The following is a 25584-nucleotide window of genomic DNA, read 5'->3' as shown; positions in this document are numbered from 1 at the left end:
ACCAGAGAATTGGATTCATCCAGAGAAAAAATACATGACTTTTGACCGTAATACAAAAATTGCATTTTTAGGTATGGGCCTCATGGGAAGCCGCATGGCTGCCCGTTTGATTCAGGCAGGTTTTGAAGTCGCTGTCTGGAACCGAACCCTGTCAAGCTGCGACATACTGGTGGATATAGGGGCTACACTTCTAAACTTGCAAGAGATTGCAGCCTACCCTGTTATTTTGACTTGTCTTGCGGATGATAGTGCGGTACAAACCGTTTATGAACATATTCAAGATCAACTCCAACCTGATCAAGTGCTTGTAGATTTTTCGAGTCTCTCTGTGTCACAAACCCAAAAATTAGCCTCTCAAGCACAAGTTCGTCAGGTCAAATGGATTGACTCCCCCGTTTCAGGTGGAATAGTGGGGGCTGAACAAGGCACTTTGGTGATATTTGCAGGCGGTGATCTGCAAACCATCCAAAATTTATCGCTGATTTATAATGTACTTTCACAACGTGTCACCCGAATGGGTGAAACAGGCACGGGCCAAGCCACCAAAATTTGTAATCAATTGATTGTTGCCGCAAATAGCACTTTAATTGCTGAGGCTGTTGCACTTGCTGCACAAGCAGGTGTTGATACCAAGCTTCTCGCGCCTGCACTTGCTGGAGGTTTTGCTGACTCTAAACCTTTTCAAATTTTAGCCCCACGCATGGCAAGCCACACTTTTGAACCTGTACAGTGGAAGGTACAAACCTTATCTAAAGACTTAAATAATGCGGTACAACTGGCTGAGCACTTTAAGTTAAATATTCCTGTCGCAAAACAAGCACTTTTACAATTGAAAGCCCACCAAAATAAAGGCTATGCTGAAGCGGATCTTGCCACAGTGATTCAGATGGTTGAATCTTAATTCACATCAATTTGAAGCAAAGGAATAAATGATGATGAAATTAGCGGTTAATTTATCGATGATTTTTACTGAAATGCCGCTGATTGAACGTTTTGCACAGGCACGGGCACACGGTTTTCAATCTGTTGAAATTCAATTTCCTTATGAACTGAGTATCGAACAAATTCAAACCCAACTGAGCTTACATAATCTTGAGCTTTGCCTGATCAATGTTCCTGCTGGCGATTTAATGCAAGGTGGAAATGGACTTGCAGGTATACCGGGAATGGAACTTGAGTTTCATCGTGGGGTAGAAAAAGCCATTTTATATGCTAAAGCTTTAAATGTGCCCAGTGTTAACATCCTCGCAGGGAAGCAACCACTTGACTGCGACCTTCTACCTTGTTTAAAGACCTTGGCTACAAATTTAAAACTGGCTTGTTCTATGTTGTCTGACCATCAAATTCAACCCGTTTTTGAAATGATTAATGGCACAGATATGCCACGTTTTTTAGTCCAGAATATTGCTCAGGCACAAGAAATGCTTGAAGCTGTTCAACATCCCGCCCTAAAGATGCAATATGATTGCTATCACATGGCGATGATGGATGAAAATATTTTAGAAACATTAAAAGAAAATATTCAGAATATTGGACATATTCAATTTGCAGACTGTCCAGGACGACATGAGCCTGATACAGCAAAAATTGCTTATACTGAAATTTTTCAATGGCTTGATCAAAGTGCGTACACAGGTTATGTCGCTGCGGAGTATCGACCGCAGGTCACTTCCCAAGATTCTTTTGCTTGGAAAGATAAATATTTTGCAAAACATCCGTAAAGTTAAATTGTGTACAGAATTGAAATTCTGCTCCAAAACCGCTATATTACACGATGAGTAATAGTCCGGAAATAAAACCCTTTATGAATTTAGAACCATCGCCCAGCGCTTCTAATTCTCTCGATCTCACAATGAATTCTCAAGCTCAAGATGTACAAGCTTGCTTAAAAGTTGTACATGAAGCCTTATTAGATGTAAAAGCAAAAGATATCCTTGAATTAGATGTTAGCGCAATTAGCAACGTGGCAGATGTCATGGTTATTGCTAGCGGTACATCGACCCGTCATCTTAAAGCCCTTGCGAATAATGTTGCTGAAGAAGCACGTAAAGCAGGTTTTCGCCCTATCGGTGTTGAAGGTGAAAGTGATGCAGAATGGATCTTAATTGATCTCGGTTTTGTGGTCGTTCACGTTATGCTGCCAGCTGCACGTAAATTTTACGACCTTGAAAGCTTATGGCGTACAACGCCAGAAGCGACAGCTTAAAATGATCCAATAAAAAAGCGACCGAATCAGGTCGCTTTTTTATGTGTTATAAACCTACAAATATTCAATGAATTGCAATGACAAATAATTAAAACTCAAGCATTATATTTTCGATTAAAACAATACACCTTAAAAATAAAATAACGGGAAATCGTGCATGAAAATACTCATTACGGGTGCCAATACAGGTATCGGCTTTGCTAGCGCAGAGCAACTGGTTAAACAAGGGCAACATGTCATTTTAGCCTGTCGAAACCTACAAAAAGCGCAAGATGCACAGAAAAAATTACGCTCACTCAATCAGGGACAAGTCGATATCGTTTCACTTGATTTAAATAGCCTTGTATCGACTCAGAAAGCGGCAGATGAAATTGCTGATCGTTATGGTGTACTCGATGTTTTGATCAATAATGCGGGGGTATTTTCCAAAACTAAACAACGAACTAAAGATGGTTTTGAACAACAGTTCGGAGTGAATTATCTTGGTCATTTTTTACTGACCCAAAAATTACTTCCTGTTTTACGACAAGCACCACAAGCTCGTATTATTCATCTTGCTTCGATTGCGCATTGGGCAGGTTCAATTAAACCTCATACTTTTCATGCTAAAGGGTTTTACAATCCTGTGTTCTATTATGGTCAATCTAAATTGGCAAACTTACTGTTCAGTAACGCACTGGCAGAGCAAATGGCAGCTAGTTCGATTACCAATAATGCCCTCCACCCTGGTGGTGTCGCTTCTGATATTTATCGCGACCTACCTAAAGCTGTATATGGAGTGATGAAACTCGGATTAGTACCCACCTCTGTACCGGCAAAGCTGATTTGCCAAATGGCGATTGGAGATGAATGGGCCAATCGTAATGCTGAATATGTCAGTGCGCATATGCCAAACTGGAAATCGCCTCATGCCAAAAACCAGCAACTTGCACGTGAATTATATGCTCAATCTATGACGCTGGTTGAAAAATTTCTTTAAAAAAGCCATCAAATAAAAAAGCCACCCAAAGGTGGCTTTTTTAATTCTGATTGACTGTTAAATTAGTGACCTGAACCATTAATGGCTTTGGTCATATCTTCAACGACTTTCTTCGCATCACCAAACACCATCATGGTTTTTTCGTTATAGAACAAGTCATTATCTAGACCTGCATAACCTGTTGCCATAGAACGCTTAATCACCATGATCGTACGTGCTCTATGTGCTTCCAAAATTGGCATACCGTAAATCGGTGAAGTTGGATCATCTTTTGCTGCAGGATTGACCACGTCATTTGCACCAATCACCAAAACTACATCGGTTGCTGGAAAGTCTGAATTGATCTCATCCATTTCTAAAATATCTTCATACGCTACATCTGCTTCAGCCAGCAAAACGTTCATATGACCCGGCATACGACCTGCCACTGGGTGAATAGCAAAACGAACTTTCACACCTTGTTCTTTCAAGATTTCACACAATTCTTTCACTGCATTCTGTGCACGACCTTGTGCCATACCATAACCCGGTACAATCACAACACTGTCGGCATTTGACATCAGGAAGCCTGCGTCATCCGCTGAACCTGAACGATGATTACGTTGTACCTTCTCGCCATTGTCTACTGCTGCAACTGCTGTACCGCCCATTGCACCACCAAACAAAACGTTAATGATTGAACGGTTCATCGCTTTACACATAATGTAAGACAGAATAGCACCAGAAGAACCGACCAGTGAACCTGCAACAATCAGCATGTTATTTTCAAGGGTAAAACCAATTCCTGCTGCTGCCCAACCTGAAAATGAATTCAGCAACGAAACCACAACAGGCATATCACCACCACCGACAGGCGCAATCCACACCCAGCCAAATGCAAGTGCCAAAGCAGTCATTGCCCAGAAAGCTTGCATATTTCCTGTTGAGAAGAACATGAACCCTGTGGCTAACATCGCAAGGAAAATAATGGCCTGTACTGGTTTAACCCAAGCACCAGAAATTGTTTTTGCCCATTTTTTTGCAGCCAATTTACCATAGGCAAATACAGAAGCAGTAAAGGTAATCGCACCGACGAAACAGCCCACAAACAATTCAAATAAATGAACTTTGCTCATATGCGCATGTTCAACACCTGCCGCAGTTAAAGCTGCTTCATTTTGAGTGAACAAATCTGTCAATTGGTTGTTATGCAAAATCGCAGCAATTGCAATCAAAACAGCAGCCAAACCCACCAGTGAATGCATGAGTGCTACGGTTTCTGGCATTTGTGTCATTGGCACTGTACGCGCACGTGCAATACCCACTACCCCACCCAATACCATCGCACCAACAATCATCCAGACAACCGGATGATCAGCAACAAAGAAGGTCGTCAGTACAGCAATCGCCATCGCGATCATGCCGTAACGGTTACCTTGAATAGCTGTTTTAGGACCAGATAAACCACGAAGCGTTAAAATAAAAAGTACGGCGCCTACTAAGTAGAACCAATCCGCATAGTCTCGAATAAATTCCATTTATGAACCCTCTTTTTTCTTTTGCTTCGGCTTAAACATTTCAAGCATGCGTGCAGTCACAGCAAAGCCACCAAAAATATTGATGCTGGCTAAGAACACAGCAATCGCACCCAAAATACTGACGATATTTACACTTTGGAAAGCAACGTTTGCATCCATCCCAATGACTGGCAGGCCTACAGTTTGAATCATTGCACCCACCACAATAATGGAAGACAGTGCATTGGTCACAGCCATCAGCGGTGTATGTAAAGCAGGTGTTACGCCCCAAACGACGTAGTAACCTACGAAGATGGCAAGGACGAAAATTGTAATTGTTTCAACCATGATCTCTCTCCTTAACCACGCTTTAACAGCACTTGGCCGCCATGAGTGACCAGTAATGCTTTTTGAATTTCTTCTTCAGGATTGATGCTAAAGTTTTTATCTTGATCAAAAAGCGTTTCTAAGAAATTAAAAACATTACGTGCATAAAGTGCCGAAGCTTCAGTTGCAACTGTCGCTGGAATATTCGGAATACCCAAAATAGTCACGCCATTATCGGTAAAGACATTTTCGCCACATTTTGAGCCTTCGACATTTCCACCAGATTCAACTGCCATATCAAGGATGATTGAGCCTGGTTTCATTTTTGCGACTGTTTCAGCTTTGATTAAACGTGGTGCATCACGACCTGGTAATAGCGCAGTGGTAATCACAATATCTGCATTAGAAACCGCTTTATCTACAATAGTCGCTTGGTCTTTGATGTATTGTTCACCAGGCATCCAGCCATATCCGTTTTTAGCGGCATCCGCAGCTTTTTGCTTTTCTTCATCCGACATCGGTACATCAAGCCATTTACCGCCTAAAGACTCGACTTGATCACGAGCGGTTGGACGTAAATCGGTTGCTTCAACAATAGCACCTAAACGTTTTGCAGTGGCAATGGCTTGTAAACCTGCAACACCAACACCCATAATGACGACACGCGCAGGCTTTACTGTACCTGCTGCTGTCATCAACATAGGGAACATACGTTGATATTCTGCTGCAGCCAAAAGCACTGATTTATAACCAGCTAAATTTGCCTGAGAAGACAACACGTCCATATTTTGCGCACGAGAAAGTGTACGCGGTAAAAGTTCTAACGCAAATGCAGAGATTTGGCTCGAAGCAAATTGGTCAAGTTCAGTGTTTCGGTAAGGATCAAACATTGCAATAACGGCTGTATTGGCTGCAATTTTTTTAATTTCCTCACCTTGAGGTGCACGAACTTTCAAAATAATTTGACTGCCTGTATAGGCATCATCCGTAATTTTGGCACCAGCTTGTTCATAGGCACTGTCAATATAAGCGGCTTTTACACCTGCTCTACGTTCAATGACAACGGTATGACCAGTACTGATCAACTTTTTTACTGTTTCTGGCGTAACTGCCACACGGCTTTCACCGATCACAGTTTCGGTTGGGATTCCGATTTGCATGAGCCTTCCTCAAGCTAATTTTTCTTAAGTAAACATCGCGATGAGCGATATTCCCGCAGGACACATTCTTATTGAATTTTTGGATTCTAATTGAACCTCTGTAAATTACCACCCAATATTTATTTAATAAATACCTATATTTTGAACTGATGATTCATAAATATGATCATTCGATATATCATTCATTCGTTTTGCTTTAATGAAAGTCAAAAATTATCTTCATATTTGTACTTAGAAGTTGCATAAGTGATCAATTTTAAGATGCAGATAACACAATTTTAAAAACCTTTAAATCTTCAAATTGATGATTCTGCCGATCCGCCACTGGAGACCTGCATTTAACTTTTAAATAGATAACTTGGCATATTCGTAGTTAGTTACTATAATTTGTTGCTCAATTGACCGAAATGACAAATTTCAACATTGTCAATATGAACAATTTTTTTTGAATTTAAGACAGTATTTCACATTAACAAAGCTACAAATGGTTTATTTTTTAATGACTGTGACTTTAGTCTTCTTCTTTATTTAAATTTTCTAAAATGGAACTCCAAATGTTTTATTTTATGAAAAAAATAAATTATCTTTTTTATTGGTCATTTCGGTTGATGATGATTTAGACAAAACAGCATAAAAAAACAAAAAATGCCTTTTTTTGGTGCGCTTCGCTCTATCCATACTCTTTTCCCTGAAGTTTAGCTGTTTTAGCTTGTTTAAGAATTGATGATTGCTTCAATCTAAATTTTAAATCCATATTTTGACCTTTTCTCGCCAGTGAAATCTGACTCAAGAATCTATGGGATTAAATAAAATTTGATTCATTCCATTCTGGAATTACCACCATCATATTTTTGCATTTCACCTGCCCGACTAAAAACTTTATAATTCACGCTTCTTCTCTTTATTCATTCGAGTAAAAAACTCTGATGAAGTAGGTAAAATGAAACTTCATCTCACAAGAACACAATTGGGTTCATTGTTTGCTGTTTGTGCCGCTTTTTTGTTTAGTACCAAAGCTATTTTTATTAAGCAGACCTACGCACTTTCTCCCTTGGTCGACGGTACAGTATTAATGGCCTTAAGAATGGCCAGTGCACTGCCTTTCTTTTTCTTAATTTATTTATTTTCACGCCGTCAAGCCCGCGAGATTGAGAAAAAAGATTGGATATTACTGATTATTGCAGGATTACTCGGATATTACTTTGCCAGTTGGCTCGACTTTGCTGGGTTAATGTATATCAGCGCTTCCTTAGAACGCATTATTTTATTTTTATATCCCACTTTAACGGTGTTGGCTTCGAGCATCATTTATAAACAACGCTTAAATTGGAAAAGTTTTTTAGCTATTGGCCTGAGTTATGGCGGCACTGTTTTGGTCATGTTGCAAGAACAAAGCAATGTTCCGCATCAAGGCAATTTCTGGTTGGGCGCGAGTTTAGTTTTTGCGAGTGCCGTGGCTTTTGCTGGTTATTTACTGTTAACCCCAAAATTGATTCAAAAATTTGGCTCTTGGAACTTTACGGGTTTGGCGCTTATGATCGCCTGCATGGGAACACTGGTGCATTATTTTATTGCAATTCCACAGCCCTTTCTGCTTCTAACTCAACTTCCAAGTACTGTTATTTGGTACGGTGTTGCGTTGGGTTTTTTAGTTACCGTATTGCCAACCGTATTGCTAATTCAAAGTATAGAACGCTTAGGTGCTTCACAGTCTGCCATGATTGCATCGATTGGGCCTATTCTCACGCTTATTTTAGCCACATTTTTTTTAGGTGAAAAAATGAATTATATTCAATGGCTCGGCTGTGCTTTGAATATTATTGGCGTCATGATGATTACGCTTTCCAAGAAGAAACTTACCCATTAAAAACAAGTGAGTCAGCGAAGTATTAAGCACATTTTCATTATGCCATCACCTTACATATGAGCTTAAAACATAATGCTGTCATTAAAGTCTTTTTGAATGTTTGTTAAAAATATCCAAAGCTTTTATAGTACTGAACCTATTTTAAAATATGCTCATTTCATCAAACCAACAAGGGATTTTATGTCTGCTCCTCTCGATATTAGCCGAGACAAATCATTATTGTGGCTCATGACTATTGCTTGCGGTATTTGTGCAGGAGCAAATTATTATAGCCAACCTTTGGTTCACTCTATCCAACAGTATTTTGATGTGCCTGAGTCGCAAGTGGCATTAACGGTCACCTTTGCTCAAATCTCTTATGCACTCGGTTTACTTTTTATCGTGCCTATTGGCGATATTGTTAACAAAACCAAATTTATTCCCTTATTGATGCTTTTAGCAGCTGTTGGATTATTACTGTGTGCTTTTGCAGTCAATTTACCCATGCTTTGGATCGGAACGATTATAGCGGGTCTATTTTCAGTCGCTGCTCAAATACTAATTCCGCTTGCAACCATTCTGGTCAAACCTGAAAAAACGGGTGAAGTGGTGGGCTTTCTGATGAGTGGTTTATTAGTTGGCATTTTACTTTCCACAAGCCTTGCTGGACTCTTGTCTCATTTATTTCACTGGAAAGTTATCTATGCAATCAGTGCAGTGATGATGATTGTTTTAGCCGTTTTACTTAAAGCTAAATTGCCCAATATCCCTATTTCAAAAATAAAATATATTCATATTTTCAAATCGATGGCACTGCTATTAAAGCAACAACCGCGCTTAGGTTTTCGTGCAATCATTGGCGGTTTCGCTTTTGCTGCAATGAGTATTTTATTCTCTACGATTGCCATTTTATTAACGTCGCCCCAGTATAACTTTTCTGATGTATTGGTCGGTGTGGTCACCTTAGTCGCAGTCTTTGGCGCACTCTCTACTGCTAAAATTGGTAAAATTGCAGATCAAGGTCATACCTTGGTGTTAACTTGGATTGGATTATTTATTTTAGCCCTCAGTTGGATTTTTCTTTATTTTGGTGGACAGCATTTAATCAGTTACATCTTCGGCTATGGATTAATTAGCTTGGGCTTAACCATTGTACATACCAGCAATCAAAGTATTATTTTCCGTTTACATCCCGATGCTAAATCACGCATCAACTCCATCTATATGACCACTTATTTTATTGGGGGGGCGTGTGGTTCTGCTGTTGGGGTTTATTCATGGCATCACGGCGGTTGGTTGATGACCTGTCTTGCCGGTCTTTGTCTGGTGATTTGCTCAGCCTTATTTGCATTTATCGATATGCGCTATCATGCGAAATCCCTCGCAGCGTAATCTATGTAGCGTTCAACTCTATCAAAGTGGCTTATCATTTCTTGGGTAAAAATAATTTTATTGAGCTCAGTCGATTGTATTGTTCGGCCACCTTCGGTGTTTCTTTCATCCGAAAGCACGTATAATCTCTGCTTTGGTTTTTTCCTTATTTTTTAGGTTTATTCATGACTGCTCTCCCATCTTTACAGCCTCGCATATCCGTTGCACCGATGATGGATTGGACCACTCGTGATTACAGATTTTTTGCACGTTTATTTAATCCCAATATCATCATGTATACCGAAATGGTCACGACAGGTGCAATTTTATTTGGCGGTGCAGCACGTCATTTGGACTTTAATACTGAAGAACACCCAATTGTGTTACAGCTTGGTGGTTCAAATCCAAAAGATTTAGCCACATGTACCAAAATGGCACAGGATTGGGGCTATGATGAGGTCAATCTCAATGTGGGTTGTCCGAGTGATCGAGTGCAAAATAATAAAATTGGTGCCTGTTTAATGGCAGAACCTGACTTGGTTGCAGAGTGTATTGCTGAAATGCAAAATGCTGTCGATATTCCTGTCACAGTTAAACATCGTATTGGCATTGATGACATGCACTCCTATGAAGAAATGCTGCATTTTGTTGATACCGTTGCTAAAACGGGATGTAATAATTTTATCGTGCATGCCCGCATTGCCTTATTACAAGGTTTATCACCAAAAGAAAACCGTGATGTTCCCCCCTTACGTTATGAAGATGTCTATCGCTTAAAACAAGATCGTCCACATTTAATAATTGAGATCAATGGTGGTATAAAAACCTTTGCTGAAACTCAAGAACATTTAAAACATGTTGATGGGGTCATGATTGGACGCGAGGCTTATCACAATCCTTATTTATTGGCAGAATTGACGCAATTATGGAATATAAATACTCCCAATCGTTTTGATATTATGGCAGAAATGATGCCTTATATTGCTAAGCGCATGGCAGAAGGTGCGCCACTTTCCATCATCACCCGTCATATTTTAGGTTTATTTCAAAACTTACCAGGTGCACGAAAATGGCGTCAGGCTTTAAGTGGGGGAAATGCCAAAACCCTAAAAGATGTAGAAATTGCATTGCTAAATATTCAAGATGCGATACAACGCACTGAAGACTACTTAAAAGAAAATCAAGTCCAAGAAATAGTGAAAGAGGTTCAATAATTTTCATGGATATTAAAAATGCCCGTCAGTTTAAAAACTGACGGGCATTTTTAATATCGCTTTCAATCTGCCTTTACCCTTCAAACCTTGAATCTGCTTCACATCAGTGATGATTATAAATTCCATGTCCTTGAGCTTTCATCACCGCGATTTTCTTAGCTTCAACTTTAGCTTGATCCAGTTTGCCTGCTTGCACGAGGCTAGTGGTTTGATCAATCTGTGCCACCAATTGATCAAATAAAGCATCTGAAGTCGGTGCTTTAGCATCTTTGGTTTTTAATTTCACTTTTTTTGCATCTAAAGCAGCTAATTTCATATTACTGAGTGCTTTTAGAGCATCTTTTTGATTATCCGTCGTGTTAAATGCTTTAAAGTTTTTCCCCAATATTTCCATATTATGTTCAAGATCAGCGGCAAAACTGAAACTACTGAACGACAAAGTCGTTGCAAAAATAACGTTGGCTAAAGTTTTTTTAATCATGCGGATATCCTTTTTCAAATCCATTTAAAAACTGTGGCTCTTGTTGTTGAATTATTTTGAAATTCAAGTCTTAAAACAGAGTCTAAATTTTATCAACCATGCAACAGAATGACTGAATTTTATACCATAAAACCTGTTACAAAGTAGGTGCTAGAGCATGATTTAAAGCATCATGTATGGCATCAACCAACTGTTGAGCAATCTCTTGTTTCGATGCTTTATCTAAATCCCGTTTTTCCATGTGATAGCGTTCTGCAAAAAATACCGTCATGGCATTTTCGTCTGATGCAAAACCAATATCTGAACGTGACACATCATTACAGGCAATCATATCCAGTTTTTTTGCCACCAATTTTCCAGCCGCATATTGCTCGACATTGCGGGTTTCCGCAGCAAATCCCACCATAAACGGCCGTTTTTGTTGTTGGGCAATCGTTGCCACGATATCTGGATTTTTGATTAAGGCGACATTTAATTCGTCACCCGATTTTTTTATTTTATGTTCAGCCACTTCTGCAACGCGATAATCTGCCACCGCTGCTGTTGCAATAAAAATATCACAACCTTCATCAAGCATCTGCATGCTGATTTCTAACATTTTGATTGCAGAAGAGACATTAATGCGGTATACCCCATTCGGAGTATCGAGACTTACAGGCCCTGCAATTAAGGTGACTTTTGCACCAGCTGCATAACATGCTGCGGCTAAAGCAAAGCCCATTTTTCCTGTACTGTGATTGGAAATATAACGGACCGGATCCATTGCCTCACGAGTAGGACCTGCTGTAATGACCACATGCTTATCAGCCAACAAACCAAACTTTTCGGCAATCGCGCGTTGTGCTTGATGAAAATATTGTGTGACTTGCACAGCCAAATCTTCAGGTTCAGGCATACGCCCCAAACCCACATCGCCGCAAGCTTGTGAACCTGCATCTGGCATAATCACATGCACGCCATCTTCTACCAAGGTGTTTAAATTTCGCTGCGTGGCTTTGGCTGCCCACATTTGCTGATTCATTGCAGGTACAACCCAAACTGGGCAAGGAGTCGCAAGATATAAGGTACTGAGTAAATCATCGGCCAAACCTGCTGCAAATTTTGCCAAGATGTCACAACTGGCAGGTGCAACCAATAATAAATCTGCCCAACGCGCCAGCTCAATATGCCCCATTCCCGCTTCAGCTTCTGGGTTAAGTAATTCTGTATGAACTGGATTTCCAGATAAAGCTTGAAATGTGAGTGGTGTAATAAAAGCTTGAGCACCTTGTGTCATGACGACGCGTACATTAAAGCCCGCATCTTTTAAACGGCGAACTAAAATTGCACTTTTATACGCGGCAATACCACCAGTTACAGCCAATACAATATTTTTGTTGGAAATTACACTCAAATTGAAGCTCACAACAAGCTACCTTTCTATTGCAGTGGCGCCCACAATATCATTAAATAATGTTAGCCCCAAGTATCCGCATTGGGTGAACCACTATTACTTATAAAAAAGTCTAAAAATAATGAACTTATCGATTAAACATTGGCCAGAACAAGAACGACCACGCGAAAGACTCATTCGGCAAGGTGCAGCAAGTTTATCTGACGCCGAGTTATTGGCTATTTTTCTACGCTCAGGCTCAAAACAACATTCTGCAGTTGAGCTTGCCCGCCTATTGTTACAGCATTTTGGCGGCTTAAATCCTATTTTTGATGCCAGACTTGAAGATTTAAGTCAGTTTCATGGCATTGGAGAAACGAAATACGCACAGCTTATGGCAGTTAAAGAGTTGGGGCGACGTTATATTGCTCAACATTTAAGACAGGAAAAAATCGAATTAAATCACTCCACCCTCTTATTAGATTTTTTAAAATTTGAATTATTGGGGGAGTCTCAAGAAGTTTTTGCAGTACTTTGCTTAGATGCGCATTTAAGAAAAATTAGTTTTAAAAAAATGTTTTATGGTTCAGTGCATTCATGTGAAATTTCGATTAACCAATTGCTACGTCATGCCATTCATGAGCATGCCAGTCATATTGTGATTGCACATAATCATCCTTTGGGTAAAGCTACTCCATCGCAAGCAGATCTAGAGTTAACCGAGCGAATTTTACAGGCCTGCCATTTGGTCGACATTCACTTAATTGATCACTGTATTGTTTCGCCCGAAGGAACTTGCTCATTTGCCGAGCATGGCTTAATCCAAGCGCCATAATCATACGAACAACGATTGACAAAAAGCCCTCTAACACTGAAGATCATTCAAAATATAAATGATTCTTAAAACATGATTGTGCGTGACCAACCCAGCGTATTTAAGCTGTTGTTTTCTTGGCGAGGGACGATCCTTCCAAAGGTCTTACCTCCTTTAGGCGTGGTCATGCTGATCTCGGCTTTAATAGGTGGTCTGTCTTATATTGGTTATTTTCACTTTCCAGAATTTCCTTTGGTCGGCTTTACTTTAATTGGCGTAGTCCTGTCTATCTTCTTAGGCTTTAAAAATACTGCATGCTATGACCGTTGGTGGGAAGCGCGTAAGCTCTGGGGAATGTTAATTGCCAATGCCCGACATTTTGATCGGGATTGTCGAATGTTGGCACAAGGTCGACGTGAACGTGTGATTCAACACGTTATTGTATTTGCCAATGTATTACGTGATCGTTTACGCCATGAAACAAAAAATCCATTGGCATTGGTTGAAACCAGTGGTCTGAGTCAACAAGCTTTAACGCAGTTATATCAACAAGCCAATGCACCGCAATACACACTCAGCCTGATTCAATGGGAATTGATGCAAGCACTCAAAGAAGGTGAAATTTCCGATATTATTTATGCCCAAATGAATGATCATGTGGCTGAACTCAGCCTTGTTCAAACAGGCTGTGACCGTATTGCCACTACCCCTTTACCTTTTGCATATTCAGTACTCCTTAACCGCACTGTGTATTTCTTCTGTTTCATGCTTCCATTTAGTTTAGGTGCAACCTTAGGTTTAGCAACACCTTTACTGGTTGGTATTTTGGCTTATACTTTTTTAGGATTAGATGCATTAAGTTCAGAAATTGAAGAACCTTTCGGTACACAAAGTAACGATTTACCCTTAGATGCCATGGTACGTACTATTGAAATTGAGTTGTTGGGCACTTTAGGTAAACCGACCCCACCACCGATTCAAGCGCAGGATCATAATTTACTTTAATTGCTTTAGCCTTAGAATATTACATGATGTTCTGAAATGTCTCTCTTCCTCTCAAAAAATGTGAGGAGAGAGAATCACTAAACAAAACTTTCCCAAATCCCAACTTGACCTTCTTTAAGACGTGGAATATTGCCCAATCGAATCCATGGCATGTGATCGCCATGAAAATCACTACCAACAGAAACTTTAAGTGAATATTCAGCAATCATGCGATCCACCATTTGACGGGTGGAAGCAGGTTCGATTGCAGGGGGAAGTTCAATTGCATCGCCGCCAAATTTGGCAAAAATTTCGATTAAATAACGAATATTGGTCGCAGATAAGTCATATTTGGTTGGATGCGCCAATACTGCATAACCTGCACTTTCATGAATAACTTGAATGGTATCTTCTAAACCCACACCATCAAATTTCACATAGGCTTTTTTACCTTCTTTAATATATTTATCAAAAGCTTGTTGCGGACGGCTAACAATGCCTTTTTCTACCAAAACTTTCGCAATATGGGTTCGAGTAATGCGGTCTGCAATGTGATCCACTTTAGCCATGACATCAGCATAAATGTCCTGACCAATCAATGGAATCAGTAAATCACATATTTGTTTGGCACGAATGGCTCGAATCTGTTTTTGTTGTTCCAGTAAAATCTGTAAAGGTTCTGGGTTTTGCATATTTAAAGCAATGATATGCACACCATAACTCTTTTGCGTTGCAGGTCGTGACCATTGACTGGAAATTTCTACCCCTGAAATAATGGTTAAAGGCAAATCAATCGCTACTTTTTCAGCAAGCTGTAAGCCATCCATTGTATCGTGGTCAGTCAACGCAAGGGTATGAATCCCTTTTTCAATGGCTGCAAGCACAAGTTGTTCTGGAGACAAAGTTCCATCAGAAATATTACTGTGTGTATGTAAATCTACGCCTTGCATCACTTATACTATGTCATTTATTTGATCAGATTTAGATACTCTAACATGAAAGCACTTTTAGACTTTGTGCCACTCATTATTTTCTTTTATTTATATAAAACCGTCGACCCAAAAGACACAGACCATCCTTTATTACAATTGATTGGTTCTACAGGTGGTATAGATAATAATAATATTTTGGTTGCAACCACTGGCCTGATTATTTCTATGCTACTGATATACGGTGCTTTATTTGTAATTCAAAAATTCCGTTTAGATAAACAGCAGTGGATTGTATTGTTTATGACAGTGATTTTTGGCGGCATTACCCTCATGCTGAGTGATGATTTTTATATCAAACTGAAAGCTGCGCTGTTAAACCTTGTTTTTGCTGGTGCTTTCTTACTGTCGCCTTATTTTATGAAAGATAAAAAGCCCCTTATTCAGCGTTTATTTGGCCCTATTTTTGATTTGACAGTGAAAGGCTGGAAAAATTTAAACTTTGCATGGGCTGCCATGTTTATTTTGATGTCATGCTTACATGTCTTTTTTGCTTTCATATTCGCAAATGGAAAATATTGGGGTGAATTCACCGCATTTGGTGACATGATTGTGATGTTTTCCTTTATTATTATTCAGTTTATTGTTTTACGTAAATACTTTAAATCACCTGAAGCATAATTCAGGTGAACGAATCGAGAAAAAAATATGCCTTTATTCGTCTTAAGCTGTACCGATCACGAAGGTACAGTTGAAAAACGCCTTGCTACACGTCCACAACATTTACAACGCTTACAACAATTAAATGATGAAGGTCGTTTAATTGTAGCAGGTGCAATGCCCAAAGACCCTAACAATCCACAAGCGGGTTTTTATGGCAGTACACTCATTGTCGACTTTGAAACACGTGAAGCACTGGATCTATGGTTAAAAGACGAGCCTTTCCTTAAAGAAGGTGTTTATGCTCATATTGATGTGAAACCTTTTAATAAAGCGTTCCCTCAAGGATAAAATCATGCGTGTTGTTGCCTCAAGCTTATTGGGCTTATCTTTCATCTGTATTTCTGCTTGGGCAGTTGAAACTGCACCTATCACTACTGTAGCCCCTGCTCCTCAAGCAATGACTACGACAACACCTCAAACTTTGGCGGCAAATAAACCTAATCTTCTTCCTGCGGCCGTGGCGGTCAATCCAAACGGTTTACCACAAGAAGTAAAACCGTTGACTGCTGAACAACTGGCAAAAAATAAAGCATTGCAAGATGCCAAAGTTAAAGCCTTAGTCAAAGATCAGGCGACCCGTTTACAACAGTTAGAAAAGGCCAATTTGGACGCTTTATCGCAAAACCAAGAACTCCAATTAAAAAATGACAGTTTAGGTGTACAAGTTCAAGTATTACAAAGTGAACGTAGCGCACAAATGTTTTTATATGGTGCTGCCACCATTGCTATAGGTGTTTTACTGGGTTTTCTTATCGCAAGTTATGTTCATACTAAACGTCGTCGTCAGTGGTAAATCATCATTTTTTAATGTTTGCTTTAAAGGTGGTCTAGCTTTTGTCTGATGCAATTCAAACTGCTGATCTAGATTGGCAGTGTATTAATGGCATGGATATTCCGATCTGCCAACAATGTGGGAATGTCTACTCTTCTATAGAAAATGGCTTGCACCCAATTCAGCATGTTTTTATTCAAGGTCATGATTTATCTACACGTTTAGCAAAACTATACGATTTTGAATATTTTTGTGTAGGTGCAACACATTTTGGTACAGGTTTAAATGTTTTGGCCTTATGGCAACTCTGGCAGCAAGTTCGCCCAGATAATCACAGCCATCTGCATATCATTAGTGTCGAAAAATTTCCTTTAAAAAAAGCAGATCTTATTCGTGTACTTGCGATGTGGCCAGAACTGCAAGTTTTAGCACAACAGCTCATTCAAGCCTATCCTTTGCCCATCGCAGGTTGCCATAGGCTGGATTTCCCAGAACAACGATTCTCAATTGATTTATGGCTCGGTGATGCCAATGAAATTTTTCCTGTCATTGCCAAAACCAAAACAGTAGATGCTTGGTTTCTCGATAGATTTTTTCATGCGTGTAATCTTCAACTTTGGCAAGAGCATATTTTAAATCATATTGTTCGACTTTCAGACTATGGCACTACATTTACAGCATCCAGTGTAGAAGATATCTTAAAGCAAGGTCTTAGTCAGCATGGAATAACCATTTCTTGTCCAGTGGCTTTTAACAATCAAGATCTGATGCTTAAAGCCATATGGAGTTTTCCAGAATCAAAACAGCAAGACCGAATGAAGACAACGACTCAGGCATCAATCCGACTAACAGTAGAGACATTTCGACAACGTCAAATTGCGATTATTGGCGCTGGAATTGCAGGTTTAAGTTGCGCCTATGCATTTGCACAGCGGGGGCATAAAGTCACGATTTACGATCAATCAGCGCCATTGGCGGGTGCATCAGGTAATCCACTGGCATTGCTCAATCCTCGCTTAGGTCGTATTGAGCAAAGTGGCAAGCATTTGGTTACGTTGGCGTGGTTATATGCCATGCCCTATTATCAAAAATTTCAAGCGTTTAAACCGATTCATGTCAATCAATTACAATTAAAAGAAGACGATGATTTAATGACACTTACAGCAAATTATCCATCAGGCATTTTTACTGAAGGTGTAAATCAAACTCAGATTGAATCTAATCTTAAGACTCAGTATTCGAGTGTCACATTATTATCCGCAGCGACTCTATCACCACACCAATTAAGTGATCAAATTTTACAACATCCTTTGATTCAGTTTCAGCAAGCAGATATTTTGGAACTTAAGTCCGAAACGAATGTTCATGTCATGGATATTAATCAGCAATGTTTAGGTGAGTTTGACCATGTCATTGTATGTGCAGCATTAAATAGCCAACAAATTTCGACTCAGTTGCCCAAATTAACACCAAATCGCGGCCAAGTCAGTTGGGTCGATAATTCCCAGCAACCTTTAGACTCTAATCAAGCTTATAGTTATGGCGGCTATTGCATGCAATTAGATGCTCATCAATTACTTTTAGGCGCTTCTTTTGTTCCTGATCAAAATGATCATACGGTTTTAGTGGAAGATCATGTGCATAACTACACACTTATCCACAATGTCTTTCCTGAATATGCGCAATCTTTAGCACCGATTGACACTTGGCAAGGACGCGCCTCGGTACGCACCCAAAGTCCAGATTATTTTCCATTATTGGGCAAAATCCAGCCAGACGCTGAAATTTATACATTCACTGCACTTGGGTCTAAAGGTTTTTTATTCGCTCCTCTGTGTAGTGCGGTTTTAGTGGCTCAAGTTTTAGGTGAGGCTTGTCCACTGACGAGCTATTGGGTCAATAAACTTGATCCGAGGCGCTTTATCAAAAAAGTAAAGCCGAAAAAACCTTACTATCAAAAACCCAATTGATGTGTACAAGATAAAAATTGATTCACTCTATGAGCAAGAAAAAACTGAAAAAAGACAATTTATTTTAGACTGATATTAAAAAAGCGCCTGACGGCGCTTTTTTTTTTAGCTTCCCTGTTCTAGAGGGAAACCTGCATCGCGTGCGGCACGCGTACCACCCATCAATACCACATACTCACGTGCGCCATCCAAGCTTTCTAACTTTTCAGCAGCACGTGGCGCTTTACTGCCGCCGCCACATAAAATGTAAATGGGCTGATCCGACTCCACTTGAGTTAAGCTATTTGCATCCAAGCTATCAATGGGCTGATGAACAGCACCTTTGACATGACCTTCTGCAAAGGCTTTTGTATCACGAACATCCCAGATTACTGCATTTTCTGGGAACTCAAATGTTGTAATTTCTTGTTTACGGATCATTGTGCACTCCTTTGATGTAAACAACACTTGGCAAATGAAGAAAACATCCCTAGCATCTCAGATATTCTTTCCCTTTGCAAAGGTCTAAACCATGCCTTCATTCGATATTGTCTCTGAATTAGAGATTTTTGAAGTAAATCACGCCGTTCAAAACACGCAAAAAGAAATTGCGACCCGTTTTGACTTCCGCGGCCAAGATGTTTCTATTGAACTCAGCGAAAAAAATAAGGAAATTAAAATCAGTACTGAAAGTGATTTTCAATGCGAACAGGTTTATAGCATGCTGGAAAATCACTTCTTTAAACGTAAAGTTGATATTCAAGCACTTGATCCACAAAAAATGACGGCTTCAGGTAAAAATGTCATTCAAGTGATTAAACTGAAAGACGGGCTTGACTCTGATACAGCAAAAAAAATCAATAAAGCCATTAAAGAAAGTGGCGTAAAAGTGCAATCTTCTATTCAAGGTGACAAAATTCGTGTGACAGATAAAAAACGCGATACATTGCAACAAACAATGGCGTTTTTAAAGGAACAACAATTTGGCGTGCCTTTACAATTTAATAACTTTAAAGACTGATTTATTCATACAATAAAAGTCGAGGAATCTTATGAAACCCACCAATCGCTTATCAAAAATGGTAAAAGCTACATCTAAATTACCCAAAGGCATTCGCAGTACCTTGTGGAGCAAAGCGTTTGGTCGGGTGGTTCCAATGGTCGGTAGCGCCAATCTTCGTTACCTAGAAGTCAGCCACGCAAAAGTAGTGGTCAAAATTGAAAACCATAAAGCGATGCAAAATCATATTGGTCAAGTACATGCCTGTGCCATGGCATTAATTGCTGAAACAGCGACTGGTTTTGTTACAGGAATGAATGTTCCGGACACTTGTATCGTATTAATCAAAAGTTTTAAAGTTGATTTTAAACGCCCAAGCAAAGGTGCAATGATTGCAACTGCAACACTAACAGATGATCAGCAAAAACTGATGCAAAGCACTGAAAAAGGTGAAACTTTGGTGAACGTAAAGGTTACTGATGAATCAGGTGAAGAGCCGATTCAATGTGAAATGCTATGGGCTTGGATTGCAAAATCTCAGTTAAAAAAATAAGTATTTCGCCTTTCTTTTTACTCGCAGTTTCACATCAGGTTTGATGACTTAAATAGTTTTAACCATTTGATTCAAAATAACTTGATATAAAAAAGCCCAATCATGATTGGGCTTTTTAAATGTTTATTTATTGCGCAAGTTGTACTGAAATAAATTTTTGTTTTATATGCTCTGAAATTTGACGTTTTCCACCTTTGACATCCACTGCAACAAAAGTGAATACCCCTTCAGTCACTCGAATCGGTTCACGTGAACTATCATGACTATCCCAAACTTCTATTTGCATCTGAATCGAGGTATTTCCAACTTTTAAAATTTTGGTATAGCAACTAATCACATCACCGACTTTAACTGGAACCAAAAAAGTCATTTGATTAATCGAAATCGTGGCACAGCGCCCTTTGCTAAAACGCTCTGCATGAATTGCCCCTGCCAAGTCCATTTGAGAAACAATCCACCCACCAAAAACATCACCACTCCAATTGGTATCTGCAGGCATTGCAATGGTTTGAAGGGAAAGCGTTCCTTCAGGTTTTACATGAGTATCTAACACATTAACTCCGGACATTTGCATTATGAATGGGCACTTAACTGCTGATCAAGCCATTGTTGTAGCTCTGTCGCTCGTAGTGCACCACTTATTCTAGCAAGTTCACTGGTTTTATTCATTAGAACCAAAGTGGGAATACTCCGCACATTAAACGCGCTGCTGAGTCGTGGAGATTCTTCAGTGTTAATTTTAGCAAAAATAACTTTCGGATTTTGTTTCGAAACTTGTGCAAAATGTGGTGCCATCATTTTACAAGGCCCACACCATTCTGCCCATAAATCAATAAAAACAGGCAAATCGCTATTGGCAATAAAGTGACTAAAATTCTGCTCATTTAATTCAATTGGGGCCTGAGGTAGAAGCTCATGATGACACTGACCACAACTTGGACTTTCTGTTAATTTCTCTTCAGGCACTCGATTCTTTGCACTACATGCAGGACAGACAATAATCATTTAACTGACTCCAATATATTGATGTAAAAATTCTAATTGCGTCGTGATCGCTTTTTCAAACCATTGCCCATGATAAATATCAAAATGTTGCATATCCCATTCATGATATTCCACAAAAGGTGCAATATTAGTTGCAGTTTCACGGCTTGATTCAATCGGAATTAAACTATCTTGTTTAGAGGCAATAAATAACACAGGTACACTAATTTTACGAACATCCAGAATAGGACGATAACGAATGAGATTAAAAAATATTCTGGCTGGAATTTCACCACTCCAATAATAATCTGGATTTACAATGGATAAATAGCCACTGTAACTATCTGCTGTCGGCATAAAACATAAGTCTTTGTGACTGACTACAGGTAGTGTTTTCGGTGCCATACCGACTTTTGCACCCATATAGTCCTGACTCGATATTTTTAAAGCTTTGGGTAATTTTTGCAAGGGATAAAGCTTGGCACTTTCTGCCCCATCTACAAAGGGAATTTGTGCGATTACAGCCTGAACATTTTTTAATTCAGCAGCTAAATTTAATACATAGCCCCCACTTAAAGAGGTTCCCCAAAGTACAATTCGCCGATTATCCACTGATTTTCGCTCAAAAATATGCGCGATCATCGTGCGCCAATCTTCGAGTTGGAATTGAATAGAAACTAATTCCCGTGGTCGTCCCGTACTCCCCCCCCAGTAACGATAATCAAACAGTACCACTGCATAACCCGCTTGAGCAAAACGCTGAGCGTATTGGATCAATTTAAATTGACGTAATGCTGCTAAACCATGGGCCATAATAATGACGGCAGGTTTATGTTCTGTTTTAGGTCGATAAAAGTCTGCGGCAATCACTTCTTGCCCACTTTTCACATACAGTGGTTCAACTGTATAGGAATGCATATGCGCTCCATTGCGTTATTTTATGGTTATAATTGCTTATAAAAATTTCTTCAGATCAAGCTCAACTTTTAGCTTAATGCTATCATAAAGCATAAAACTATTTAACGAATGATGGAGTGACAAAATGAGTGAAAATGTCGGCTTTGCAGGTCAAATTAATCCAGAACAAGTGATACAAGTCGTAGAAAAAGGCTTTAAATCGATTATTAATAATCGACCTGATTTAGAAGGCGGTTCTGAACAACCGACTAGCGCTCAAATTGAAGAAGCTTCGCGCAATGCAGGTTTAGATTACGTTTTTCAACCTGTAGTAGCAGGTCAAATTACCGAACTGGATGTACGTACTTTCGCCAATCATTTTAATGAACTTCCAAAACCAGTATTGATGTTCTGTCGTACTGGAAATCGCTCCAATAATTTATATCAATTGGCAAAGCAAATGGATTTGTTAGATGACTAAGGCTATTTTACCTACGCTTTTATCTTGTTTATGCTTAAGCTATGCCCCGCATTTATTTGCTCAAAATGAGAAGTTAAGTCAGGCACTGAATGCGCAAGTAAGTGTGTCAGGGGAAATGACTACAGATAAGTTTCAGCAATTAATTAAAAATGGCTTTAAATCTGTGATTGTCAATCGCCCTGATCAGGAACAAGGGAATCGTATTTCGGTTTCACAATTACGCCAAATTGCAGAACAGTCACATGTGAGTGTAATTTATCAACCCATTGTGAATGGTCAAATTACTCAAACTGATGTGATTGAATTTTCAAAATACTATAAAGAATTGCCTAAACCCATTCTAATGGTTTGTCGCAGTGGTTCTCGCTCTAGCATCTTATTTAATCAGGCTCAATCACAAGGATTACTTCATGAATAAAATGATTTTTTTATTATTGGTGTCTAGTTTAATGGTGGGATGTAGCTCAATGAATGTCAGACCTACGGTGGGTGTAAGTGTAGGCACCAGTATTTAAACCATGATGCTAAAAAACAGCGCCGAAGCGCTGTTTTTTTATTGAAATATTAATTATTTATAGTTATTACATGTTGAATAGTCAGAACCATATGGACTGATATCATCTGGTCGCCATTTACCATCTATATCATCTACATCAACATCAGCAACAGATGGCATAAATGATAAGGCTGTTAAATTTTCTTTAGTTGAAACAGTTGTTGATGCATTAATATTCACACGTAACCAATTTGAATAATTGCGACCATAACGAACTTTGAAATCAAATTTACCCTGTGAGTCCGTGGTAAAAGTAGTATTTGTCCCTAAAATAGAATTATTCACTCCTAAGATTGCTATAGGATTTGGAAATTCATTTGAAGGGCATTCAACAAACGTTGTGACGCGTTTAGCAACACTATTCTCATACATCATGTAGTCACGAGACCAACGTAAAGATGAGAACCAAGACCATAGACCATCAGCACTTTGTCCATAACTATAATCTCGAATCCATTTAAAATATCCCTTATAGAAACTTACAAGATCTAAAGAAATACTAATATTTTTGTTAGCAATCGGATTTCCAGCAGTATCTACAACAGAAGCAGTAAATTCTTTATAGTAATTAGTATTGTCATTAGCTTCTTTTAAAACCATGTGGTTCTGGGCTACAGTGATAAAAGCAGACTGAGTTGCTACTGTCAACAAGAGGTTTGGAGAATAAACAGGCTGAGGTGCTACAGCGGTACCGGTAGAAGCTAAAATTTCAACCCCCCCACCCAAAGTCTGAGCATCGCCTGCAGTGTAAATGACCGTAGCTCGTCCAGCACTATCAGTTACAGCAGATGGTTGAGATAAACTGCCATTCGATGATGTATCTTTTAATGTTGTAAACTTAACGGATACACCAGGAACTGGGGATCCATTTTTATCTTTTACTAAGGCAATAACTTTAGTATTTGCTTTTGGAGCTAAAACACTTGCTTCTGATTGAAGGGAAATAGTCGCAGGAGTTCCAGCACTGATTTTTTGCGCAATATAAATCACGTTGGAACCAAACTGAGCAGATACAGTAGCGATAGAAGCAATTGCACCTGTTAAGTTAGTAGTAGCATTCCCCATCCATTGGCCATTTTCTTGACGAACATTTGTAATCGTAGCAGTGGCAGGAGAAACGGTACCATTAGTTGTATCAAAATCTACACTCTTACCAAGCAAAACTGCTTGTGAAGCAGCATTTATTTGAACTGTGATGGGTTTAATTTCACCAACACCAACTGGATTTAAATTTGATACAGTTTCAATTACATTATTTGAAACATTAGCGATTAATGTAACTAAATCTGTGGTTAAAAGATTGCTAACCGCCTGATTCCCTGTAGAAACAGTAATTTTTCCAGTCAATTCTAATTTATTATTAGGTTGTGAAAATACAGTGTTATAGGGAACCTGAAAAACAGCTTTACCCGCTACATTGGTTACAATTGTCGATCCAACTTGATTACCAGTGCTATCAAGTAAGCTTGCTGCTGCACCAGTTAAAGGGTTTCCAACAGCATCTACTGCTGTTAAAGTTACAGTTGCATTATTTCCTACTTCAAGTAAATTTACGTCCGAAGTAATTGCGACTGACGTTCCAGTTACAGGAATTTCTATTTCTTGTTTTGCAGAACCAGAGGAAATAATAACTGTAATAGTTCTATTAATACGCTGACTTAACGTTGAATTAACTAAACTAATATCTGTAGTCGTAATTCCGCTAACATTACTTACTAAATTAGTTGAAGTACTAAGACTTGCTCCAGTTATTTGAGCATCTTTAATTTCGACCTTAACATTTGCATTTGGAATTACTCCCCCACTTTTATCAAGTGTCCGAATAGTTAATGTTAACGTATCTTGCCCACCAGCATTTAAACTACTTTTACTCTGCGCTATAGATAATAATTCTGTATTTGAACTATTTGATGATCCAGTCGAACCACTTGAAGAGTTATTTCCACTGTCAGTATTAAAATATCCCTCACTTCCACCGCCCCCACAACTAGCTAATAAAACAGCTAATGCGATAACCGTACAGTTCAAACCTATTTTGTTGTTCATCAATATTCCCCGAACCCTCTAATTGTTGAGTTTTGTTTTGAATTAATTATTGTTAGATATGTAATCATAGATAGCTGTTTATGTAAATATAAGTAGAATAAATGTTTTACTATGTTTATTTAAAACCAAAAGAAAGAGAGAGCTAGTTCACAATCTAAGTAAGCTACTTGATAGAAATTAAGTACCTATTAGAAATACAGAATGAAATTTATTAAAATATCAGGAGAAAAACCTGAATATAAAATGTTTCTCACTATCTTTCTTACAAAGTATTTGAGAGTATTTTGATTCAAATCTTAGGCTACAGTGAGAATTTTAATTTCTGAAATCATTAAGAGTTTACTTTCTACTTTTTAAATTATGTATAGAAAAACCCCCCTCAGTCTTTTGACTGAGGGGGGTTTAGAATAATGAGCTGGCGATGACTTACTCTCACATGGGTAA

28 protein-coding genes are annotated in these 25584 nt (G+C 38.9%); 17 read left to right on the top strand and 11 right to left on the bottom strand.

The genetic code is table 11. The features are described from left to right. Positions 1 to 13 precede the first annotated feature (13 nt). The 4 genes from GA0116959_RS11905 (at position 14) to GA0116959_RS11890 (ending at position 3185) form a co-directional block, all read left to right on the top strand. On the top strand, positions 14 to 901 hold the full coding sequence (locus tag GA0116959_RS11905) for an NAD(P)-dependent oxidoreductase (protein ID WP_342341713.1): 888 nt from the start codon (positions 14 to 16) through the stop codon (positions 899 to 901). 31 nt (positions 902 to 932) lie between these two features. Beyond that, complete coding sequence (locus tag GA0116959_RS11900; RefSeq protein WP_092720863.1) at positions 933 to 1721, top strand: hydroxypyruvate isomerase family protein; 789 nt, start codon at positions 933 to 935, stop codon at positions 1719 to 1721. Positions 1722 to 1804: 83 nt separating this feature from the next. Then, positions 1805 to 2206, top strand: a complete 402-nt coding sequence (rsfS, locus tag GA0116959_RS11895) for a ribosome silencing factor (RefSeq protein WP_053579598.1) — start codon at positions 1805 to 1807, stop codon at positions 2204 to 2206. A gap of 157 nt (positions 2207 to 2363) precedes the next feature. Continuing rightward, positions 2364 to 3185 (top strand): SDR family NAD(P)-dependent oxidoreductase, encoded by an 822-nt coding sequence (locus GA0116959_RS11890; protein ID WP_092720862.1) that lies wholly within the window; start codon positions 2364 to 2366, stop codon positions 3183 to 3185. 62 nt (positions 3186 to 3247) lie between these two features. Here GA0116959_RS11890 and GA0116959_RS11885 read toward each other — a convergent pair whose 3' ends face one another. The 3 genes from GA0116959_RS11885 to GA0116959_RS11875 are packed head-to-tail and all read right to left on the bottom strand — an operon-like array spanning position 3248 to position 6168. Beyond that, the gene (locus GA0116959_RS11885; RefSeq protein WP_092720861.1) at positions 3248 to 4702 is read right to left on the bottom strand and encodes an NAD(P)(+) transhydrogenase (Re/Si-specific) subunit beta; all 1455 of its coding nucleotides are present in this window, start codon (positions 4700 to 4702) and stop codon (positions 3248 to 3250) included. Then, positions 4703 to 5029 (bottom strand): proton-translocating transhydrogenase family protein, encoded by a 327-nt coding sequence (locus tag GA0116959_RS11880; protein WP_053579595.1) that lies wholly within the window; start codon positions 5027 to 5029, stop codon positions 4703 to 4705. An 11-nt stretch (positions 5030 to 5040) separates the two neighbouring features. Continuing rightward, positions 5041 to 6168, bottom strand: coding sequence for a Re/Si-specific NAD(P)(+) transhydrogenase subunit alpha (locus GA0116959_RS11875; protein ID WP_092720860.1), 1128 nt, complete (start codon positions 6166 to 6168; stop codon positions 5041 to 5043). 940 nt (positions 6169 to 7108) lie between these two features. Between GA0116959_RS11875 and GA0116959_RS11865 the strand changes: the two genes are divergently transcribed. From GA0116959_RS11865 to dusA, 3 genes are all read left to right on the top strand, one after another. Continuing rightward, entirely contained in the window at positions 7109 to 8035 is a 927-nt protein-coding gene (locus GA0116959_RS11865; protein ID WP_092720859.1) for a DMT family transporter, read from the top strand. 180 nt (positions 8036 to 8215) lie between these two features. After that, complete coding sequence (locus GA0116959_RS11860) at positions 8216 to 9406, top strand: MFS transporter (RefSeq protein WP_092720858.1); 1191 nt, start codon at positions 8216 to 8218, stop codon at positions 9404 to 9406. Positions 9407 to 9570: 164 nt separating this feature from the next. Then, positions 9571 to 10599, top strand: coding sequence for a tRNA dihydrouridine(20/20a) synthase DusA (gene dusA / locus GA0116959_RS11855; RefSeq protein WP_092720857.1), 1029 nt, complete (start codon positions 9571 to 9573; stop codon positions 10597 to 10599). Between the two features lie 103 nt (positions 10600 to 10702). On the opposite strand, the gene GA0116959_RS11850 is transcribed toward dusA, so the two are convergent. Next, entirely contained in the window at positions 10703 to 11080 is a 378-nt protein-coding gene (locus GA0116959_RS11850; RefSeq protein WP_092720856.1) for a cytochrome b562, read from the bottom strand. A 136-nt stretch (positions 11081 to 11216) separates the two neighbouring features. Next, positions 11217 to 12485 (bottom strand): bifunctional phosphopantothenoylcysteine decarboxylase/phosphopantothenate--cysteine ligase CoaBC, encoded by a 1269-nt coding sequence (coaBC, locus tag GA0116959_RS11845; protein WP_092720855.1) that lies wholly within the window; start codon positions 12483 to 12485, stop codon positions 11217 to 11219. 109 nt (positions 12486 to 12594) lie between these two features. Between coaBC and radC the strand changes: the two genes are divergently transcribed. Continuing rightward, entirely contained in the window at positions 12595 to 13287 is a 693-nt protein-coding gene (gene radC, locus GA0116959_RS11840) for a RadC family protein (RefSeq protein ID WP_053579569.1), read from the top strand. Positions 13288 to 13359: 72 nt separating this feature from the next. After that, on the top strand, positions 13360 to 14271 hold the full coding sequence (locus GA0116959_RS11835; RefSeq protein ID WP_053579568.1) for a bestrophin family protein: 912 nt from the start codon (positions 13360 to 13362) through the stop codon (positions 14269 to 14271). A gap of 77 nt (positions 14272 to 14348) precedes the next feature. Here the strand turns inward: GA0116959_RS11835 and GA0116959_RS11830 are convergent, their stop codons facing one another. Beyond that, positions 14349 to 15200, bottom strand: a complete 852-nt coding sequence (locus GA0116959_RS11830; RefSeq protein WP_092720854.1) for a PHP domain-containing protein — start codon at positions 15198 to 15200, stop codon at positions 14349 to 14351. 45 nt (positions 15201 to 15245) lie between these two features. Between GA0116959_RS11830 and GA0116959_RS11825 the strand changes: the two genes are divergently transcribed. Genes GA0116959_RS11825 through mnmC1 form a run of 4 tightly spaced genes read left to right on the top strand, consistent with a single transcriptional unit; the run spans position 15246 to position 18644 of the window. Continuing rightward, entirely contained in the window at positions 15246 to 15860 is a 615-nt protein-coding gene (locus GA0116959_RS11825; RefSeq protein ID WP_053579566.1) for a septation protein IspZ, read from the top strand. 27 nt (positions 15861 to 15887) lie between these two features. After that, complete coding sequence (locus GA0116959_RS11820; RefSeq protein WP_092720853.1) at positions 15888 to 16190, top strand: YciI family protein; 303 nt, start codon at positions 15888 to 15890, stop codon at positions 16188 to 16190. A gap of 4 nt (positions 16191 to 16194) precedes the next feature. After that, positions 16195 to 16695, top strand: coding sequence for an SH3 domain-containing protein (locus GA0116959_RS11815; RefSeq protein ID WP_092720852.1), 501 nt, complete (start codon positions 16195 to 16197; stop codon positions 16693 to 16695). Positions 16696 to 16736: 41 nt separating this feature from the next. After that, on the top strand, positions 16737 to 18644 hold the full coding sequence (gene mnmC1, locus GA0116959_RS11810; RefSeq protein WP_092720851.1) for an FAD-dependent 5-carboxymethylaminomethyl-2-thiouridine(34) oxidoreductase MnmC1: 1908 nt from the start codon (positions 16737 to 16739) through the stop codon (positions 18642 to 18644). 105 nt (positions 18645 to 18749) lie between these two features. Here mnmC1 and GA0116959_RS11805 read toward each other — a convergent pair whose 3' ends face one another. Further along, positions 18750 to 19064, bottom strand: a complete 315-nt coding sequence (locus tag GA0116959_RS11805) for a rhodanese-like domain-containing protein (RefSeq protein ID WP_053579562.1) — start codon at positions 19062 to 19064, stop codon at positions 18750 to 18752. 91 nt (positions 19065 to 19155) lie between these two features. On the opposite strand from GA0116959_RS11805, the gene GA0116959_RS11800 reads away from it, so the two are divergent. Both GA0116959_RS11800 and GA0116959_RS11795 read left to right on the top strand, forming a co-directional pair. Continuing rightward, the gene (locus GA0116959_RS11800) at positions 19156 to 19644 is read left to right on the top strand and encodes a YajQ family cyclic di-GMP-binding protein (RefSeq protein ID WP_053579561.1); all 489 of its coding nucleotides are present in this window, start codon (positions 19156 to 19158) and stop codon (positions 19642 to 19644) included. A gap of 31 nt (positions 19645 to 19675) precedes the next feature. Continuing rightward, positions 19676 to 20176: a DUF4442 domain-containing protein gene (locus tag GA0116959_RS11795; RefSeq protein WP_053579560.1), complete on the top strand. Its 501-nt coding sequence runs from the start codon at positions 19676 to 19678 to the stop codon at positions 20174 to 20176. 127 nt (positions 20177 to 20303) lie between these two features. Here GA0116959_RS11795 and GA0116959_RS11790 read toward each other — a convergent pair whose 3' ends face one another. Genes GA0116959_RS11790 through GA0116959_RS11780 form a run of 3 tightly spaced genes read right to left on the bottom strand, consistent with a single transcriptional unit; the run spans position 20304 to position 22078 of the window. Next, positions 20304 to 20744 (bottom strand): acyl-CoA thioesterase, encoded by a 441-nt coding sequence (locus tag GA0116959_RS11790; RefSeq protein ID WP_425304208.1) that lies wholly within the window; start codon positions 20742 to 20744, stop codon positions 20304 to 20306. Between the two features lie 5 nt (positions 20745 to 20749). Beyond that, positions 20750 to 21181: a thioredoxin TrxC gene (gene trxC / locus GA0116959_RS11785; RefSeq protein WP_092720850.1), complete on the bottom strand. Its 432-nt coding sequence runs from the start codon at positions 21179 to 21181 to the stop codon at positions 20750 to 20752. Further along, a complete protein-coding gene (locus tag GA0116959_RS11780) occupies positions 21182 to 22078 on the bottom strand; it encodes an alpha/beta hydrolase (RefSeq protein ID WP_053579557.1) in 897 nt (298 codons plus the stop codon). It abuts the gene before it with no gap. 124 nt (positions 22079 to 22202) lie between these two features. Between GA0116959_RS11780 and GA0116959_RS11775 the strand changes: the two genes are divergently transcribed. Beyond that, positions 22203 to 22538 (top strand): protein tyrosine phosphatase family protein, encoded by a 336-nt coding sequence (locus tag GA0116959_RS11775; protein WP_092720849.1) that lies wholly within the window; start codon positions 22203 to 22205, stop codon positions 22536 to 22538. Further along, complete coding sequence (locus GA0116959_RS11770; RefSeq protein ID WP_092720848.1) at positions 22531 to 22956, top strand: protein tyrosine phosphatase family protein; 426 nt, start codon at positions 22531 to 22533, stop codon at positions 22954 to 22956. The genes GA0116959_RS11775 and GA0116959_RS11770 overlap by 8 nt, the downstream gene beginning before the upstream one ends. Positions 22957 to 23106: 150 nt before the next feature. On the opposite strand, the gene GA0116959_RS11765 is transcribed toward GA0116959_RS11770, so the two are convergent. Beyond that, on the bottom strand, positions 23107 to 25140 hold the full coding sequence (locus tag GA0116959_RS11765) for an Ig-like domain-containing protein (protein WP_092720847.1): 2034 nt from the start codon (positions 25138 to 25140) through the stop codon (positions 23107 to 23109). Positions 25141 to 25584: the final 444 nt, after the last annotated feature.

Origin of the sequence: Acinetobacter albensis (assembly GCF_900095025.1) — a bacterium.
Classification (GTDB): Bacteria; Pseudomonadota; Gammaproteobacteria; order Pseudomonadales; family Moraxellaceae; genus Acinetobacter; species Acinetobacter albensis.
The sequence above is the reverse complement of the archived record's forward strand: the minus strand, read 5'-3'. Positions and strand labels throughout refer to the sequence as shown.